15 protein-coding genes are annotated in these 13,100 nt (G+C 73.5%); 7 read left to right on the forward strand and 8 right to left on the reverse strand.

From position 1 onward, the window contains the following. Positions 1 to 25: 25 nt before the first annotated feature. From ACFY32_RS29400 to paaA, 6 genes are all read right to left on the reverse strand, one after another. A complete protein-coding gene (locus tag ACFY32_RS29400; RefSeq protein ID WP_390675824.1) occupies positions 26 to 1,426 on the reverse strand; it encodes an NAD(P)/FAD-dependent oxidoreductase in 1,401 nt (466 codons plus the stop codon). A gap of 74 nt (positions 1,427 to 1,500) precedes the next feature. Further along, on the reverse strand, positions 1,501 to 2,610 hold the full coding sequence (paaE, locus tag ACFY32_RS29405) for a 1,2-phenylacetyl-CoA epoxidase subunit PaaE (RefSeq protein WP_359199647.1): 1,110 nt from the start codon (positions 2,608 to 2,610) through the stop codon (positions 1,501 to 1,503). Further along, positions 2,610 to 3,125 carry a 1,2-phenylacetyl-CoA epoxidase subunit PaaD gene (gene paaD, locus ACFY32_RS29410; protein ID WP_390675825.1) on the reverse strand — a complete coding sequence of 172 codons (516 nt, stop codon included), beginning with the start codon at positions 3,123 to 3,125 and terminating at the stop codon, positions 2,610 to 2,612. The genes paaE and paaD overlap by 1 nt, the downstream gene beginning before the upstream one ends. Beyond that, the gene (paaC, locus tag ACFY32_RS29415; RefSeq protein WP_390675826.1) at positions 3,119 to 3,946 is read right to left on the reverse strand and encodes a 1,2-phenylacetyl-CoA epoxidase subunit PaaC; all 828 of its coding nucleotides are present in this window, start codon (positions 3,944 to 3,946) and stop codon (positions 3,119 to 3,121) included. The genes paaD and paaC overlap by 7 nt, the downstream gene beginning before the upstream one ends. A gap of 9 nt (positions 3,947 to 3,955) precedes the next feature. Continuing rightward, entirely contained in the window at positions 3,956 to 4,246 is a 291-nt protein-coding gene (gene paaB, locus ACFY32_RS29420; RefSeq protein WP_390675827.1) for a 1,2-phenylacetyl-CoA epoxidase subunit PaaB, read from the reverse strand. After that, entirely contained in the window at positions 4,243 to 5,226 is a 984-nt protein-coding gene (gene paaA, locus ACFY32_RS29425) for a 1,2-phenylacetyl-CoA epoxidase subunit PaaA (protein ID WP_390675828.1), read from the reverse strand. The genes paaB and paaA overlap by 4 nt, the downstream gene beginning before the upstream one ends. A 194-nt stretch (positions 5,227 to 5,420) precedes the next feature. Here paaA and paaK point away from each other — a divergent pair, with 194 nt between their 5' ends. Next, positions 5,421 to 6,767, forward strand: a complete 1,347-nt coding sequence (gene paaK / locus ACFY32_RS29430) for a phenylacetate--CoA ligase PaaK (RefSeq protein ID WP_390675829.1) — start codon at positions 5,421 to 5,423, stop codon at positions 6,765 to 6,767. Positions 6,768 to 6,787: 20 nt separating this feature from the next. On the opposite strand, the gene ACFY32_RS29435 is transcribed toward paaK, so the two are convergent. Together ACFY32_RS29435 and ACFY32_RS29440 are read right to left on the reverse strand one after the other, a co-directional pair. Further along, on the reverse strand, positions 6,788 to 7,042 hold the full coding sequence (locus tag ACFY32_RS29435) for a helix-turn-helix domain-containing protein (protein ID WP_390675830.1): 255 nt from the start codon (positions 7,040 to 7,042) through the stop codon (positions 6,788 to 6,790). Then, the gene (locus ACFY32_RS29440; protein WP_359199666.1) at positions 7,042 to 7,539 is read right to left on the reverse strand and encodes a DUF2975 domain-containing protein; all 498 of its coding nucleotides are present in this window, start codon (positions 7,537 to 7,539) and stop codon (positions 7,042 to 7,044) included. The genes ACFY32_RS29435 and ACFY32_RS29440 overlap by 1 nt, the downstream gene beginning before the upstream one ends. A 282-nt stretch (positions 7,540 to 7,821) precedes the next feature. Between ACFY32_RS29440 and ACFY32_RS29445 the strand changes: the two genes are divergently transcribed. The 6 genes from ACFY32_RS29445 to ACFY32_RS29470 all read left to right on the forward strand — a co-directional run bounded on the left by ACFY32_RS29445 (position 7,822) and on the right by ACFY32_RS29470 (position 13,049). Beyond that, positions 7,822 to 8,997, forward strand: a complete 1,176-nt coding sequence (locus ACFY32_RS29445) for an ATP-binding protein (protein ID WP_359199669.1) — start codon at positions 7,822 to 7,824, stop codon at positions 8,995 to 8,997. Continuing rightward, positions 8,994 to 9,395: a roadblock/LC7 domain-containing protein gene (locus tag ACFY32_RS29450; RefSeq protein WP_359199672.1), complete on the forward strand. Its 402-nt coding sequence runs from the start codon at positions 8,994 to 8,996 to the stop codon at positions 9,393 to 9,395. Before ACFY32_RS29445 ends, ACFY32_RS29450 begins: the two co-directional genes overlap by 4 nt. Continuing rightward, positions 9,392 to 9,769, forward strand: coding sequence for a DUF742 domain-containing protein (locus tag ACFY32_RS29455; RefSeq protein WP_359199675.1), 378 nt, complete (start codon positions 9,392 to 9,394; stop codon positions 9,767 to 9,769). The genes ACFY32_RS29450 and ACFY32_RS29455 overlap by 4 nt, the downstream gene beginning before the upstream one ends. Continuing rightward, positions 9,744 to 10,337, forward strand: a complete 594-nt coding sequence (locus ACFY32_RS29460) for an ATP/GTP-binding protein (protein WP_359199678.1) — start codon at positions 9,744 to 9,746, stop codon at positions 10,335 to 10,337. The genes ACFY32_RS29455 and ACFY32_RS29460 overlap by 26 nt, the downstream gene beginning before the upstream one ends. A 19-nt stretch (positions 10,338 to 10,356) precedes the next feature. Next, positions 10,357 to 11,700 (forward strand): cytochrome P450, encoded by a 1,344-nt coding sequence (locus ACFY32_RS29465; protein WP_359199681.1) that lies wholly within the window; start codon positions 10,357 to 10,359, stop codon positions 11,698 to 11,700. Positions 11,701 to 11,909: 209 nt separating this feature from the next. Beyond that, positions 11,910 to 13,049, forward strand: coding sequence for a tryptophan dimethylallyltransferase family protein (locus tag ACFY32_RS29470; RefSeq protein ID WP_390675831.1), 1,140 nt, complete (start codon positions 11,910 to 11,912; stop codon positions 13,047 to 13,049). The last annotated feature ends 51 nt before the right edge of the window (positions 13,050 to 13,100 follow it).

Here is a 13,100-nt window from a genome sequence, read left to right on the forward strand (position 1 = left end):
TCGCGGCGGGCCGTACGGGGCCGTGTCAGGGCGTCATCGGCGGCTCGGCGGGGGTCCGCGGCGCCGGGCCGAACAGCACCGCCCGGACCACCTTCGGGGCGAACAGGGAGGTGAGCGGGGCGGTGAGGGTCAGCACGGCGCGGAAGGCCTGGCCGACGACCGGGTCGCCGGGGTAGCGGTCCTGGAGGCGGCGCAGATACGGGGCGACGACGCGGTCCGCGGCCTTGACGGTGAGGGCGTTGCCGGTGGCGCCCGGCATCTTCTTGTCGGCTCCGGCGGAGATGTCCCACGCCTGCCGGGAGGCGGCGAGCAGGGCCCGCCGCACCCGGTGCGTGGTGGGGGTGCGGCGGGTGTCCGCCAGCGCGTCGCGCAGGGCGACGGCGTTCAGGGCGGCGACGGCCATGCCCTGGCCGTAGATCGGGTTGAACGTGCACAGGGCGTCGCCGGTCGCCAGGAACCCGGCGGGGTGGCGGCCCGGCAGGTCGTAGCGGCGCCGGACGTTCGAGGTCCGCCCGAAGCCGCGCACCGGGGTGAGGGGCTCGCTCTCGCGCAGCCACCGGTGCACGACGGGGTGCGGCAGCTTCTTGGCGTACGCGGTGAACTCCTCCTCGCCGGTGGGGGGTTCGTCGCCGCGCAGCCCCGACATGGTGGCGAGGTAGGTGCCGTCCTCCAGGGGCAGGACGACGGCGCCGTGGGGCTGGGCCGGGTCGGGCACGATGTTGATGCCGAGCGCGTGGGCGCCGAGGGTGCCGGTGGTGTCGCGGTAGACGCGCGAGGCGTAGGTGAGTCCGGTGTCGATGACCTCCTCGTGCGGAGCCTCGGCGCCCAGCTCGGTCAGCCAGCGGGGGGCCCTGGTGCCGCGGCCGGAGGCGTCCACGACGAGGTCGGCCTCGACGGGGCGCGGCCGGGCGTCGGGCGCGGCGCCGCGGTCCCGCAGCAGGACGCCGCGCACCCGGGAGGCGTCGCCGAGCAGGCCGGTGGCCTCCGTGCCCTCGACGACGGTGATCGCCGGGTCGGCCAGCACCCGCCGCCGTACGAGCTGTTCGAGCTGGGCGCGCGATCCGGTGTACAGGTGGGTGGAGGCCGGGAGGCGGGTGAACCAGCGGCCGTTCTGCCACTGCACCATGTCCTCGGGCATCCCGACCCGGGGGGCTTCGGCCGCCCGCAGTTCGGCGAGGAAGCCGGGGAGCAGGGATTCCAGGGCGAGTTGGCCGGCCTCCAGCAGGACGTGCGGGTGGCGGCTCTGCGGCACCCCGGCGCGCGGGTCGGGACCGTCCGGGTAGCGGTCCCGCTCGACGACGGTCACCCGGTCCGCGTGCGCGGCGAGGACGTGCGCCGCGAGCAGCCCCGCGAGGCTTCCCCCGACCACCACCGCGTGCCGCCCGCCCGCCGCGCGATCGCCCCTGGTCCGCGTGGACTTCACCAATGCCGCTCCCCTGGTCGTGCCGTCGTCGTCCGTACGGCACCAGTATCCCGGTCGGCCGGGCGGCGGGGGCGGGTTCAGCAGTCGTAGTCGACCGTGAGGGCGGCGGAGACGGGGAAGCTCTGGCAGGTCAGTACGTAGCCCGCGTCGACCTCGGCGGGTTCCAGGGCGTAGTTGCGCCGCATGTCCGCCTCGCCGTCGGTGACCTTGGCGCGGCAGGTGCCGCAGACGCCGCCCTTGCAGGCGAAGGGCAGGTCGGGGCGGACCCGGGCGGCGGAGTCGAGGAGGGTGGCGTCGCGGGGCAGCCCGGCGGTGGTGGAGCGGCCGTCGAGGACGACGGTGACCTGGCTGACCGGTCCGTCGGGGCGCGGCTCGGGGTGGTGTGCGGCGCCGGGGGGTTCCTCGCCGGCGAAGAACAGCTCCTGGTGGACGTGGTCGTCGGGGACGCCGAGCCCGGCCAGGACACGCCGGGCGTCGCGGACCATGCCGTGCGGGCCGCAGAGCCACCAGTGGTCGGCGCCGGCCACGTCGACCAGCCCGTCGACGAGCGCGGCGAGCCGCTCGGCGTCGATCCGGCCGGTCAGCAGTTCGGCCTCGCGGGGTTCGCGGGAGAGCACGTGGGCGAGCTGGAACCGGGCGGGATACAGGTCCTTGAGGTCGGCCAGTTCGTCGGCGAACATCACCGAGCCGGTGCGCCGGTTGCCGTAGAAGAGGGTGACGCGGGAGCGGTCGTCGGCGGCGAGGACAGACTCGGCGATGGACAGCATCGGGGTGATGCCCGAGCCGGCGGCGACGAGGACGTGGTGGGCGGGGGTGGTCAGGTCGGGGGTGAAGGCGCCGGCCGGGGCCATCACCTCGACGGTGTCACCGGGGCGGACCTGGTGGACCAGCCAGGAGGAGAACAGCCCGCCGGGCACCGCGCGCACCCCGATCCGGGGCTGCCGGGCACCGGCCGGGGAGCAGATGGAGTACGAGCGCCGCTCGTCGCGTCCGTCGACGAGGCGGCGCAGGGTGAGCGACTGTCCGGGCGCGAACGCGAACTCCCGCGCCAGTTCCCCGGGGACGTCGAAGGCGATCGCGACCGCGTCCTCGCACAGGCGCCGCACGGAGGCCACGCGCAGCGGGTGGAAGACGGGCCGGCGGCGCGGTGCCCGCACCGGGGCGGGTCCGCTCAGCAGGTCGGCCATCAGATCTCCTTGACGTACTCGAACGGTTCGCGGCAGGCGCGGCAGCGCCACAGGGCCTTGCAGGAGGTGGCGCCGAACCGGGAGGTCTCCTCGGTGTCCGGGGCGCCGCAGCGGGGGCAGGGCACCGTGCGCCGGGCGGCCGACAGCACCAGGGGCACGGGTCCGGGCGCGGGCCGGGGGGCCGGGCCGGGCGGGGCGATGCCGTGCTCGGCGAGCTTGCGGCGGCCCTCGGGGGTGATCCAGTCGGTGGTCCAGGGCGGGTCGAGGACGGTACGGACCTCCACCCGCGGGTATCCGGCGGCCCTGAGCCGGGCGACCGTCCCGGCGCGCATCTCGGCCATGGCCGGGCAGCCCGAGTAGGTCGGGGTGAGGCTGACGACCACCGTGCCGTCCGGGTCGACGTCGACCGCGCGCAGGACGCCGAGGTCGGCGAGGGTGAGCATGGGCAGCTCGGGGTCGGGGACCCGCCCGGCGATGTGCCGGGCGCGCCGGGCGGCGGTCGGCGCGGTCACCATGCCGCCTCCGGGTGGGCGCGGGCGACGGACTGCAACTCGGCCAGCAGCGGGGCGAGATGCCCGGTGTGCACGCCGTGCCGGCCGGCCCCGGGCAGCGGTCTCCAGGCGGGCAGCGGCACGCCGGCCGCGTCCGTCACCTGGCGCAGCACGCCGACCACCTCGTCGCGGGCGTCGTACGCGGAGAACAGCTCGCCGAGGCAGGGGGTGACCTGCCGCAGCGCGGCGCGGGTGCGCCGGTGCGACTCCTCGGTGCCGTCGCCGAGCCGCACCACCCACTCGGCGGCGTACTGGCGGTGGTACGTCAGCTCCTTGGCGCCCTTGGCGGCGACGGCGGCGAGCACCGGGTCGGGCGAGGCGGTGAGCCCCTGGAACTGGGCCAGCCGCCAACTGGCGAACACCAGCAGCCTGACCACGCTGAACGCGAAGTCGCCGTTGGGGAGTTCGGCCAGGGTGACGTTGCGGAAGTCGGCGGGGCCGCGGAAGTAGGCGTAGGCGTCCTCGCCGCGGCCGGTGCCGTCCACCTGGCCGCAGCGGGCGTACAGCAGCCGGGCCTGGCCGAGCAGGTCCAGGCCGATGTTGGCGAGGGCGACCTCCTCCTCCAGTTCGGGGGCGCGGGTGGTCCACTCGGCCAGCCGCTGGGCCGCGACCAGGGCGTCGTCGCCGAGCGCCAGGCAGAGCGCGGCCAGCGCGTCCCGGTCGACGCCTTCGGGGACGGTGGTGTCCACGCCGTGCAGGGGGTCCTCGAAGCCGGTGCCGTAGGCCCAGCGGGTGTCGTCCTCGTGTTCCTCGGCGAGGGTGAGGTAGACGTGGTCGTCGCTCATGCCCTGCTCCTAGATGTGCGGGACGTCGTCGGGGATGTCGTAGAAGGTGGGGTGGCGGTACACCTTGTCGGCGCTCGGGTCGAAGAAGGGGTCCTTCTCGTCGCGGGTGGAGGCGGCGATGTGCGCGGAGCGGACCACCCAGATGCTCACCCCCTCGTTGCGCCGGGTGTACAGGTCGCGGGCGTGGGTGAGGGCCATCCGGTCGTCGGCGGCGTGCAGCGAGCCGACGTGGACGTGGTTCAGGCCCCGCTTGCCGCGGACGAACACCTCGTACAGGGGCCAGTTCCGCTCGGTGCTCATGCCATCGCTCCCTTCTCGGTCCGGGCGGCCCGCTTGGCGGCGTGCGCGGCGGCTGCCTCGCGTACCCAGGCGCCTTCCTCGTGGGCGGTGCGGCGCCGCTGTACGCGCCGCGCGTTGCACGGTCCGTCGCCCTTGATGACCCGGGTCAGCTCGTCCCAGTCGGGGGTGCCGAAGTCGTGCCGGCCGCGCTCCTCGTTCCAGCGCAGTCCGGGGTCGGGGAGGGTGACGCCGAGCCGCTCGGCCTGCGGGACGGTCATGTCGACGAAGCGCTGGCGCAGTTCGTCGTTGCTGTGCCGCTTGATCTTCCAGGCCATCGAGCGGGCGGAGTTGGGCGAGGCGTCGTCGGGCGGGCCGAACATCATCAGCGACGGCCACCACCAGCGGTCCACCGCGTCCTGCACCATCGCGCGCTGGGCGTCGGTGCCGCGCATCATCGTCATCAGCAGTTCGTAGCCCTGCCGCTGGTGGAAGGACTCCTCCTTGCAGATCCGCACCATCGCGCGTGCGTAGGGGCCGTACGAGCTGCGGCACAGCGGGACCTGGTTGCAGATCGCGGCGCCGTCCACGAACCAGCCGATCACGCCGACGTCGGCGAAGGTGGGCGTCGGGTAGTTGAAGATCGACGAGTACTTCTGGCGGCCCTCGATCAGCCGCCGGGTGAGGTCCGCGCGGTCGGCGCCGAGCGTCTCGGCCGCCGAGTACAGGTACAGGCCGTGGCCGGCCTCGTCCTGGACCTTGGCGAACAGGATCGCCTTGCGGCGCAGCGAGGGGGCGCGGGTGATCCACTCGCCCTCGGGCTGCATGCCGATGATCTCGGAGTGGGCGTGCTGGGCGATCTGCCGGATCAGGGTGGAGCGGTAGCCGTCGGGCATCCAGTCGCGCGGCTCGATCCGCTGGTCGCGGGCGATCGTCGCGTCGAAGTGCTCCTGGAGTTCCGGTGCCGCCTGGTCCGCCGCCGGTCCGGCCTGCTGTGCCGTCATCTCAGTCACCTGTCCCCAACCGACCATTCGTTCGGTTCATGATAGAACGAACCCCCCGGGCCCCGGCAACCGTCGGGGCCGACGGATTTCCGCCTTCCGCGGCTCCCCCTTGACAGCGCCGCGCCGGGCTTGGTTTCTTGACGGTGCCGAGCGCTGACCGAATGGTCGGTCGGCACGCCGGTGGAGGAGCCGCGATGAGCAGTGACCCGAACACCCCCGCCGCCGGGCCGGTCCGCCGGGGCGAGCCGGTTCCGGCGGAGCTGCTGGACGACGCCGAGCGGCTGACCCCCGAGGAACTGCGCCGGACGCAGGTGCGCCGGCTGCGCCGGACGCTGCGGCACGCGTACGACAACGTCGAGCTGTACCGCCGGAAGTTCGACGCGGCGGGGGTGCGCCCCGAGGACTGCCGGACCCTGGCCGATCTGGCGCGGTTCCCGTTCACGACCAAGGCGGACCTGCGGGACTCCTACCCGTTCGGGATGCTCGCCGTGCCGATGGCCGACGTGCGGCGCGTCCACGCCTCCAGCGGCACCACCGGCCGGCCGACCGTCGTCGGCTACACCGAGCGCGACCTGTCGACATGGGCCGGGCTGGTCGCCCGCTCACTGCGCGCCGCCGGCGCCCGGCCCGGCCACAAGGTGCACATCAGCTACGGCTACGGCCTGTTCACCGGCGGCCTCGGCGCGCACTACGGCGCGGAACGGGCCGGGTGCACGGTGATCCCCGCCTCGGGCGGCATGACCGCGCGGCAGGTGCGGATCATCCAGGACTTCCGGCCCGAGGTCATCATGGTGACGCCGTCGTACATGCTCACCCTGCTCGACGAGTTCGAGCGGCAGGGCGTCGATCCGCGCACCACCTCGCTGCGGATCGGGGTCTTCGGGGCGGAGCCGTGGACGGAGGAGATGCGCCGGGAGATCGAGGAGCGGCTGGACCTGCACGCCGTCGATATCTACGGGCTGTCGGAGGTGATGGGGCCGGGGGTGGCGCAGGAGTGCGTGGAGACCAAGGACGGGCTGCACGTGTGGGAGGACCACTTCTACCCGGAGATCGTCGACCCGGTCACCGACGAGGTGCTCGCCGAGGGCGAGGGGGGTGAGCTGGTCCTCACCACGCTGACCAGGCAGGCCCAGCCGGTGATCCGGTACCGCACCCGGGATCTGACCCGGCTGCTGCCGGGCACGGCCCGGCCCGCCTTCCGGCGCATCGAGAAGATCACCGGCCGCTGCGACGACATGATCGTCCTGCGCGGGGTGAACGTCTTCCCCGGCCAGATCGAGGAGATCGTGCTGCGCACCCCCGGTGTCGCCCCGCACTTCCAGCTCCGGCTCACCCGGCGGGGCCGCATGGACCACATGACCGTCCGCGTCGAGGCCCGCCCGGACGCCGCGCCCGGTGACCGCCGGACGGCGGCCGGGGCCATCGCCGCAGGGGTCAAGGACGGCGTCGGCGTCACGGTCGACGTGGAGATCGTCGACCCCGGGACCCTGGAACGCTCGGTGGGCAAGATCCGCCGGGTGACGGACCTGCGGGGGGCGTGAGGCCCGGGGCCGGGCGCGGGTCAGGGGCGCCCCGCGCCCTCCGCCCGGGTCTCCTCGGCGCGGGCGGTGCCGTCCGGCTCCCAGCGCAGCAGGTCGCCCGGCTGGCAGCCGAGGACCTCGCACAGGGCGGCGAGGGTGGTGAAGCGGACCGCCTTGGCGCGGCCGTTCTTCAGCACCGCCAGGTTGGCGGGCGTGATCCCGACCCGTTCCGCCAGCTCGCCCACGGACATCTTGCGCCGCGCCAGCATCACGTCGATGTCGACGACGATCGGCATCAGATCACCTCGGCCAGCTCGGCCCGCATCCGCGCCGCCTCGACGTCCCGCGCCACGGCCTGGGCGAGCAGCATCCGCAGGACCAGCACGATGAGCGCGACCCCGAGGACGGCGACCACCGCCCCGCAGATCAGCAGGACCACACCGGGGGCGACGGCCTCGCCCGGCGCCAGCACGACCGCCAGCGCGAACAGCAGGAGCGCGGCGGCCACGACCGCGCCGATGACGATGTGCACGTACCGGAAGGCGGCGTGCGAGAAGACCGTCCCGCGCCGGACCATCGTCACCAGCTTCCACACGCAGACCAGGACGACCTGGACCGTCACCACCCCCAGCACGAGGATCACCAGGAACGGGGTGCGGGGGAACGCCAGGTCCGGGTCGATCCCCTCCACGTCGGCGGCCACCAGGGGCACCATCACCGCCTGCACGAACACCGAGCCGGCGAACAGCACCGCGAGCACGGCGCGCAGCGTCAGCACCGTCAGCTTTCCCATCGCAGCTCCCTCCATCGAGTCACGATGGAAATCTATCGTTTCTCGATAGCTGAAGCAAGACGGAGGACAGGCCGGCGAGATGCACGGCTCCCGCCATCGGCAGGTCATCGTCTGTTTACTCAACGGATCGTTCCTGCACGTTTCCTGACGTGATTTCACCTCTTCTACCGGTGATACGATCACCGCGTTTGCGGAGCGGGCCGAGGGTGGCACGGGGGTACCGGCCGCCCGCACATGACGGGACATCAGCACGTTGGCCGTCAGTCGCCTGAAGAGAGTCTTATGACGGAATACATAGAGAACCCCCTGTTCTGGGCTCTCCTCGTCGCATTCGTCGCCACCAGCACCATGGCCGTCCGCCAGCGCAGGACGGCCCGGTTGCTGCGACAGGAGATCCAGGGCCTGGGGGAACGGTACACAGAGCTGGAGACCGGCTACGAGGAGTCGGTCCGGGCGGCTCAGGAGCAAGCCGAGGAGGAGACCAAGACCGTCCTGAAGTCCGCCATGCGGACCCTCCAGGGCCTGGCCGCCGAACAGCAGTTGGTGCTGTCCCGCCTGCAGAGCAAGTACGGTGACTCGGCCATGCTCCGGGACCTGCTGGAGATCGACCACACCAACTCGCAGTTCGGCCGCCGCGCCCAGTCCATCGCGGTGCTCTGCGACGGCTGGCTGGGCGGCCGGCGCGACACCGCCTCGGTGTACGACGTGGTGCGCAGCGCGCAGGGCCGCATCCGGCACTTCCGGCGGGTGGAGATCCTCTCCCAGGTCGACTTCGGCATCACCAGCCGGGCCGTCGAACCGGTGGCCCTCGCCCTCGCCGAGCTGCTCGACAACGCCACCAGCTACTCCAGCCCGGACACCGTCGTCGAGATCAACATCCGTACGGTGCCCAAGGGCATCTGCGTGGTCGTCGACGACGCCGGTGTCGGCATGAGCGACGAGGAGCGGACCCGGGCCGAGAAGCTGCTCTCCAGCGAACGCGCCTCCGGGGTGGCCGGACTCGGCAACCCCCCGCAGTTCGGCTTCGCCGTCATCGGCCTGCTCTGCGAGCGCTTCGGCTTCGAGGTGTCGGTGGACACCTCCTCCCCCTACGGAGGTGTCCGCGCGGTGGTGCTGCTGCCGCACGAGCTGCTGACGGCCATGCCGGAGCGGAAGGCGCCCGCCCCCGCCACCACCGCCGCCGCGCGCCCGGCCGCCGACCCCGGGGACGGCCCCGAGCCGGCGCTGCCCGCCGCCACCGCCGACGGACTGCCCCGGCGGCGCCGCAAGCGGCCGATGGCCATCGTGCCCGGCAGCGCCCCGGCGGCGCGGCCCGCGGCCCGTTCCGGCTCCGAGCAGGCGCAGATCATGGGCGCCTTCCAGCGGGGCACGCGGACCGGCCGGGCCACGGGACCGGAGGACGCCGGCCGGACGAGCAGCACACGTGGTGCAAGCAGCGAAGGACATGAGGACTCGTGAACGACGATCTGTCTTGGATGCTCGACAGCGCCCTGGAGATTCCCGGGGCCCTGCACGCCGTCCTGATCTCCGCGGACGGCCTGCTGATGGCCCGGACCCAGGACTTCGACCGGGACGACGCCGACCGGGTCGCGGCGGCGATGAGCGGCGTGCAGTCGCTCAGCCGCACACTGGGCTTCTTCTGCGAGGACCCCAAGGCGACCTGGCGGCAGACGCTGGTCGAGTTCGACGGCGGCTGGGTCTTCCTGATCTCCGCCGGGGAGGGCGCCTACCTCGGCGTCTCCGCCTCGCCGGAGGTCGACATGGCGGACATCACCTTCCGGATGCAGCAGCTCGTCGCCCAGCTCGGCAAGCGGCTGACCGCCCCGCCGCGTGAGAACCTCGGCGGCACCTCATGACCGACCGGGACGCCTGGGAGCCGGAGGCGGCCCCGTTAGTACGGCCGTACGTCATCACCAAGGGGCGGGAGCTGCCCGACGAGGAGCAGCTCTCCCTGATCACCCTGGTCACTGCGGCGCCCGCGGACCCGCGGCGGCCGGCCCGGCTCTCCCCCGAGGAGCGGACGCTGCTGGACCTGTGCTCCGCCGGGTACCTGTCGGTCGCCGAGATCGCCGGGCACACCCAACTGCCGCTGGGCGTGGTGCGCATCCTGCTGTCCTCCCTGGCCGAGGGCGGCCACCTCGTCACCCGTCCGCCGGTGGCCCCGGCGGCACTCGCCGACCGGGAGATCCTTCAGGAGGTGCTCAATGGTCTCCGCGCCAAGTTTGGGTGAGCAGGCGTACGTCCGCGGCGGGGCGACCCAGACCGCGGTGAAGATCCTCGTGGTGGGTCACTTCGCGGTGGGCAAGACCACCTTCATCGGGTCGATCTCCGAGATCGAGCCGCTGTCCACCGAGGAGACGATGACCCGGGCCGCCGAGTCGGTCGACGACCTCAAGGGCGTCCAGGGCAAGACGACCACCACCGTCGCCATGGACTTCGGCCGGCTCACCATCAGCGACCGGGTCGTCCTGTACCTGTTCGGGACGCCGGGACAGCAGCGGTTCGTGCAGATGTGGGAGGACATGGCCCGCGGCGCGCTCGGCGCCCTGATCCTGGTCGACCCCGAGCGGCTGGCGGACTCCTTCCCGGTGATCGACCTCATCGAGCAGTACGGCCTGGACTACGCCATCGCCGTCAACCACTTCACCGGCGCGCCGCCGCGTGACGAGGCGGCCCTGCGCGAGGCGCTGGACCTGCTCGCCGACACCCCGGTCGTCTCCTGCGACGCCCGCGACGAGAAGTCCTCCGCCACCGCCCTGACCACGCTCGTCCGCTATTTGCTGGACCGCGCCCACTAGAAGCCGAGAGCAGACAGACATGCAACCTCACGACACCGCCCCGGTGCCCCCGCCGGGGTGCCCGGCCCACGGCTCGGGCGGCCGGGTCCCCCTGTACGGGCCGGAGTTCGCCGCCGACCCGCGGGCGTACTACGACTATCTGCGGCACTACGGTCCCGCCGCGCCCGTGGAGCTGGCGCCGGGTGTGGAGGCCACCCTGGTCACCGACTACGCGGCCGCCCTCCAACTGCTGCACGACTCCGGCAGCTTCCGCAAGGACGCCCGGCGCTGGCGCGCCTTCAACGAGGGCAAGGTCGGCCCGGACAGCCCGGTCGCGCCGCTGCTGGCGTACCGCCCCAACTGCATGTTCGCCGACGGCGCGGACCATCTGCGGCTGCGGCAGGCGGTCACCGACAGCATGGCCCGGGTGGACACCCGGCGGCTGAGCCGCAGCACCGAGCAGATCTCCGGGTACCTGGTCTCCCAGTTCGGCGGGCGCGGTTCGGCCGACCTGCTCGGCGACTACGCCAAGCAGTTGCCGCTGTTCGTGTTCAACGAGCTGTTCGGCTGCCCGGCCGGCATCGGCGACCGGGTGCTGTTCGGCATCTCGGGGATGTTCGACGGGGTCAACGCGGACAAGGCCACCGAGGTGCTGTTCGGGGCCGTCGGCGAACTGGTCGCGCTCAAGCGCGGCAGGCCCGGCGACGACGTCACCTCCTGGCTGATGCGGCACGAGGCGGGGCTGACCGACGAGGAGATGGTGCACCAGCTCGCGCTGCTGCTCGGCGCGGGCGCGGAACCGCTGCGCAACCTCATCGGCAACACGCTGCACCGCCTGCTGACCCACGACCGGTACGCACGCGAGGGCGGTCTGATCGACGAGGCCCTCGACGACACCCTGTGGGAGAACCCGCCGATGTCGAACTACGCGCCGCACTACCCGGCCACCGACATGGAGTTCGCCGGGCAGCACCTGCAGGCGGGCGACCTGATGCTGGTCAGCTTCGCCGCCGCCAACACCGGACCGGCGCTCACCGAGTCCCGGCACGCGGGCAGCAACCGGGCGCACCTGGCGTGGAGCGCGGGGCCGCACGCCTGCCCCTCGAAGGAGCCCGCCCGGCACATCACGGTGACCGCCATCGAGCACCTGTTCAACCAGTTGCCGGACATCGAACTCGCCGTCCCCGAGGACAGCCTGACCTGGCGGCCGGGTCCGTTCAACCGGGCGCTGGCGACGCTCCCGGCCCGGTTCACCCCGGTCCGGCCGGCCCGTCCGGCCGGTGAGCGGACCGCCCAGGCGGCGACGGCGGCGGCGTCCGCGGAGGCGGGCCGCCGGCCCGAACGCGGTCTGTGGAGCTCGTTCCTCACCTGGCTCACCCGGTGACGCGCGTAACAGCCTGCCAACCAGCCCCTTTCGCATAACCGTTCAACGGCAGGGGTAGTGAGCAACGCGGCATTCGAGTTGCTCATACGCAAAGGAGGTGCCGTGGACCACCTGTCCATGGACGCCGCTTTCCTGCCGGTGACCGGCCGGATACCCGCCCTCGGGGGCGGGTATCCCTTTGTCCGCCCGAACCGTCGCCGGGCGGCCCGGTGACCGCCGTCGGCGCCTCCGGTGACGGCCCCGGCATACCGACGCTCGGGGCGTACACCGGCGGCCAGTTGCGAAGACTGGGCGCGGTCGCGGGACTGTCCGAGGCCGACACCGACGCTTACGTCGGCGTCCTGACCGAGGCACTCGGCACCGTGGCCGCGCGGCCCCTGGAACTGGGGCCCCCGAACCGCACCTTCCTCTCCGACGACCACACACCGGTGGAGTTCTCCCTCTCCTTCCGGCCGGGCGCGGCCCCCGCCCTGCGGGTGCTGCTGGAACCGGGCTGCGGCGCAGGCAGCCTGGCCCGCAACGGCCGCGCCGGACTGGCGGCGCTGCGCGCGATGGCCCGGCGGTGGCGTTTTTCCACCGGCTCCCTCGAAGCGGTCGAGGACCTGTTCCTGCCCCCCGCACCGCACGGACCGCTGGCCCTGTGGTGCGCGCTGGAGCTGCGGCCCGGAGGCGTGCCCCGGGTGAAGGTGTATCTCAACCCCTCGGCCTCCGGTGCCGGGCAGGCCGCCGGTACGGTGCGCCGGGCGCTGGTCCGGCTCGGTCACGGACGGGCCGCCGAGGCCCTGCCCGAGGCCGACGGGTACCCGTTCCTGGCGCTGGACCTCGGGGACTGGCAGGAGCCCCGGGTGAAGGTCTACCTCCGGCACGACGGCCTGACACCCGGCCGGGCGGGGCTGCTGTCCGAGGCGGCCGGGGGGCCCGGCCCGGCGGTGGTCGAGGACTTCTTCCGCACCGCCGCCGCCGGTGGGGACGCGGCGCCCGGCGGCCTCCGGCTGGACCGGCGTCCGGGACTGACCTGCCACGCCTTCACCGACACCGGCAGCGCGACACCGGCCGGCTTCACGCTGCACGTGCCGGTCCGGGACTACGCCGGGCACGACGGCGAGGCGCTGGCGCGGGCGACGGCACTGCTCGGCCGGTACGGGATCGATCCGTCCCCGCTCCCCCGCGCGCTGTCGGCGCTCACCGGGCGGCGGCCCGAGGACGGGGTGGGGCTGATCGCCTACCTGGCGCTGGCCCACCAGCGCGGCCGGGCGCCCCGGGTGACGGCGTACCTGTCCTGCGAGGCGTACGCGGTGCGGCCGCCGGAGCCGGCGGCGTTCCGTCCGGCCGGGGCCCTGCGCGGCTGAGCGCACGCGAGGGGCTCCCGGCGGACCGCGCCGGGAGCCCGTGGTCCGGGA

Source organism: Streptomyces sp. NPDC000134 (assembly GCF_042899225.1).
Lineage (GTDB): Bacteria > Actinomycetota > Actinomycetes > Streptomycetales > Streptomycetaceae > Streptomyces.

Coding starts and splice junctions, on each gene's coding strand:
- paaE (WP_359199647.1), bottom strand. CDS start 2,610: ATGGCCGACCTGCTGAGCGGACCCGCCCCGGTGCGGGCACCGCGCCGC.
- paaD (WP_390675825.1), bottom strand. CDS start 3,125: ATGGTGACCGCGCCGACCGCCGCCCGGCGCGCCCGGCACATCGCCGGG.
- paaC (WP_390675826.1), bottom strand. CDS start 3,946: ATGAGCGACGACCACGTCTACCTCACCCTCGCCGAGGAACACGAGGAC.
- paaB (WP_390675827.1), bottom strand. CDS start 4,246: ATGAGCACCGAGCGGAACTGGCCCCTGTACGAGGTGTTCGTCCGCGGC.
- paaA (WP_390675828.1), bottom strand. CDS start 5,226: ATGACGGCACAGCAGGCCGGACCGGCGGCGGACCAGGCGGCACCGGAA.
- paaK (WP_390675829.1), top strand. CDS start 5,421: ATGAGCAGTGACCCGAACACCCCCGCCGCCGGGCCGGTCCGCCGGGGC.
- ACFY32_RS29435 (WP_390675830.1), bottom strand. CDS start 7,042: ATGCCGATCGTCGTCGACATCGACGTGATGCTGGCGCGGCGCAAGATG.
- ACFY32_RS29440 (WP_359199666.1), bottom strand. CDS start 7,539: ATGGGAAAGCTGACGGTGCTGACGCTGCGCGCCGTGCTCGCGGTGCTG.
- ACFY32_RS29445 (WP_359199669.1), top strand. CDS start 7,822: ATGACGGAATACATAGAGAACCCCCTGTTCTGGGCTCTCCTCGTCGCA.
- ACFY32_RS29455 (WP_359199675.1), top strand. CDS start 9,392: ATGACCGACCGGGACGCCTGGGAGCCGGAGGCGGCCCCGTTAGTACGG.
- ACFY32_RS29460 (WP_359199678.1), top strand. CDS start 9,744: ATGGTCTCCGCGCCAAGTTTGGGTGAGCAGGCGTACGTCCGCGGCGGG.
- ACFY32_RS29465 (WP_359199681.1), top strand. CDS start 10,357: ATGCAACCTCACGACACCGCCCCGGTGCCCCCGCCGGGGTGCCCGGCC.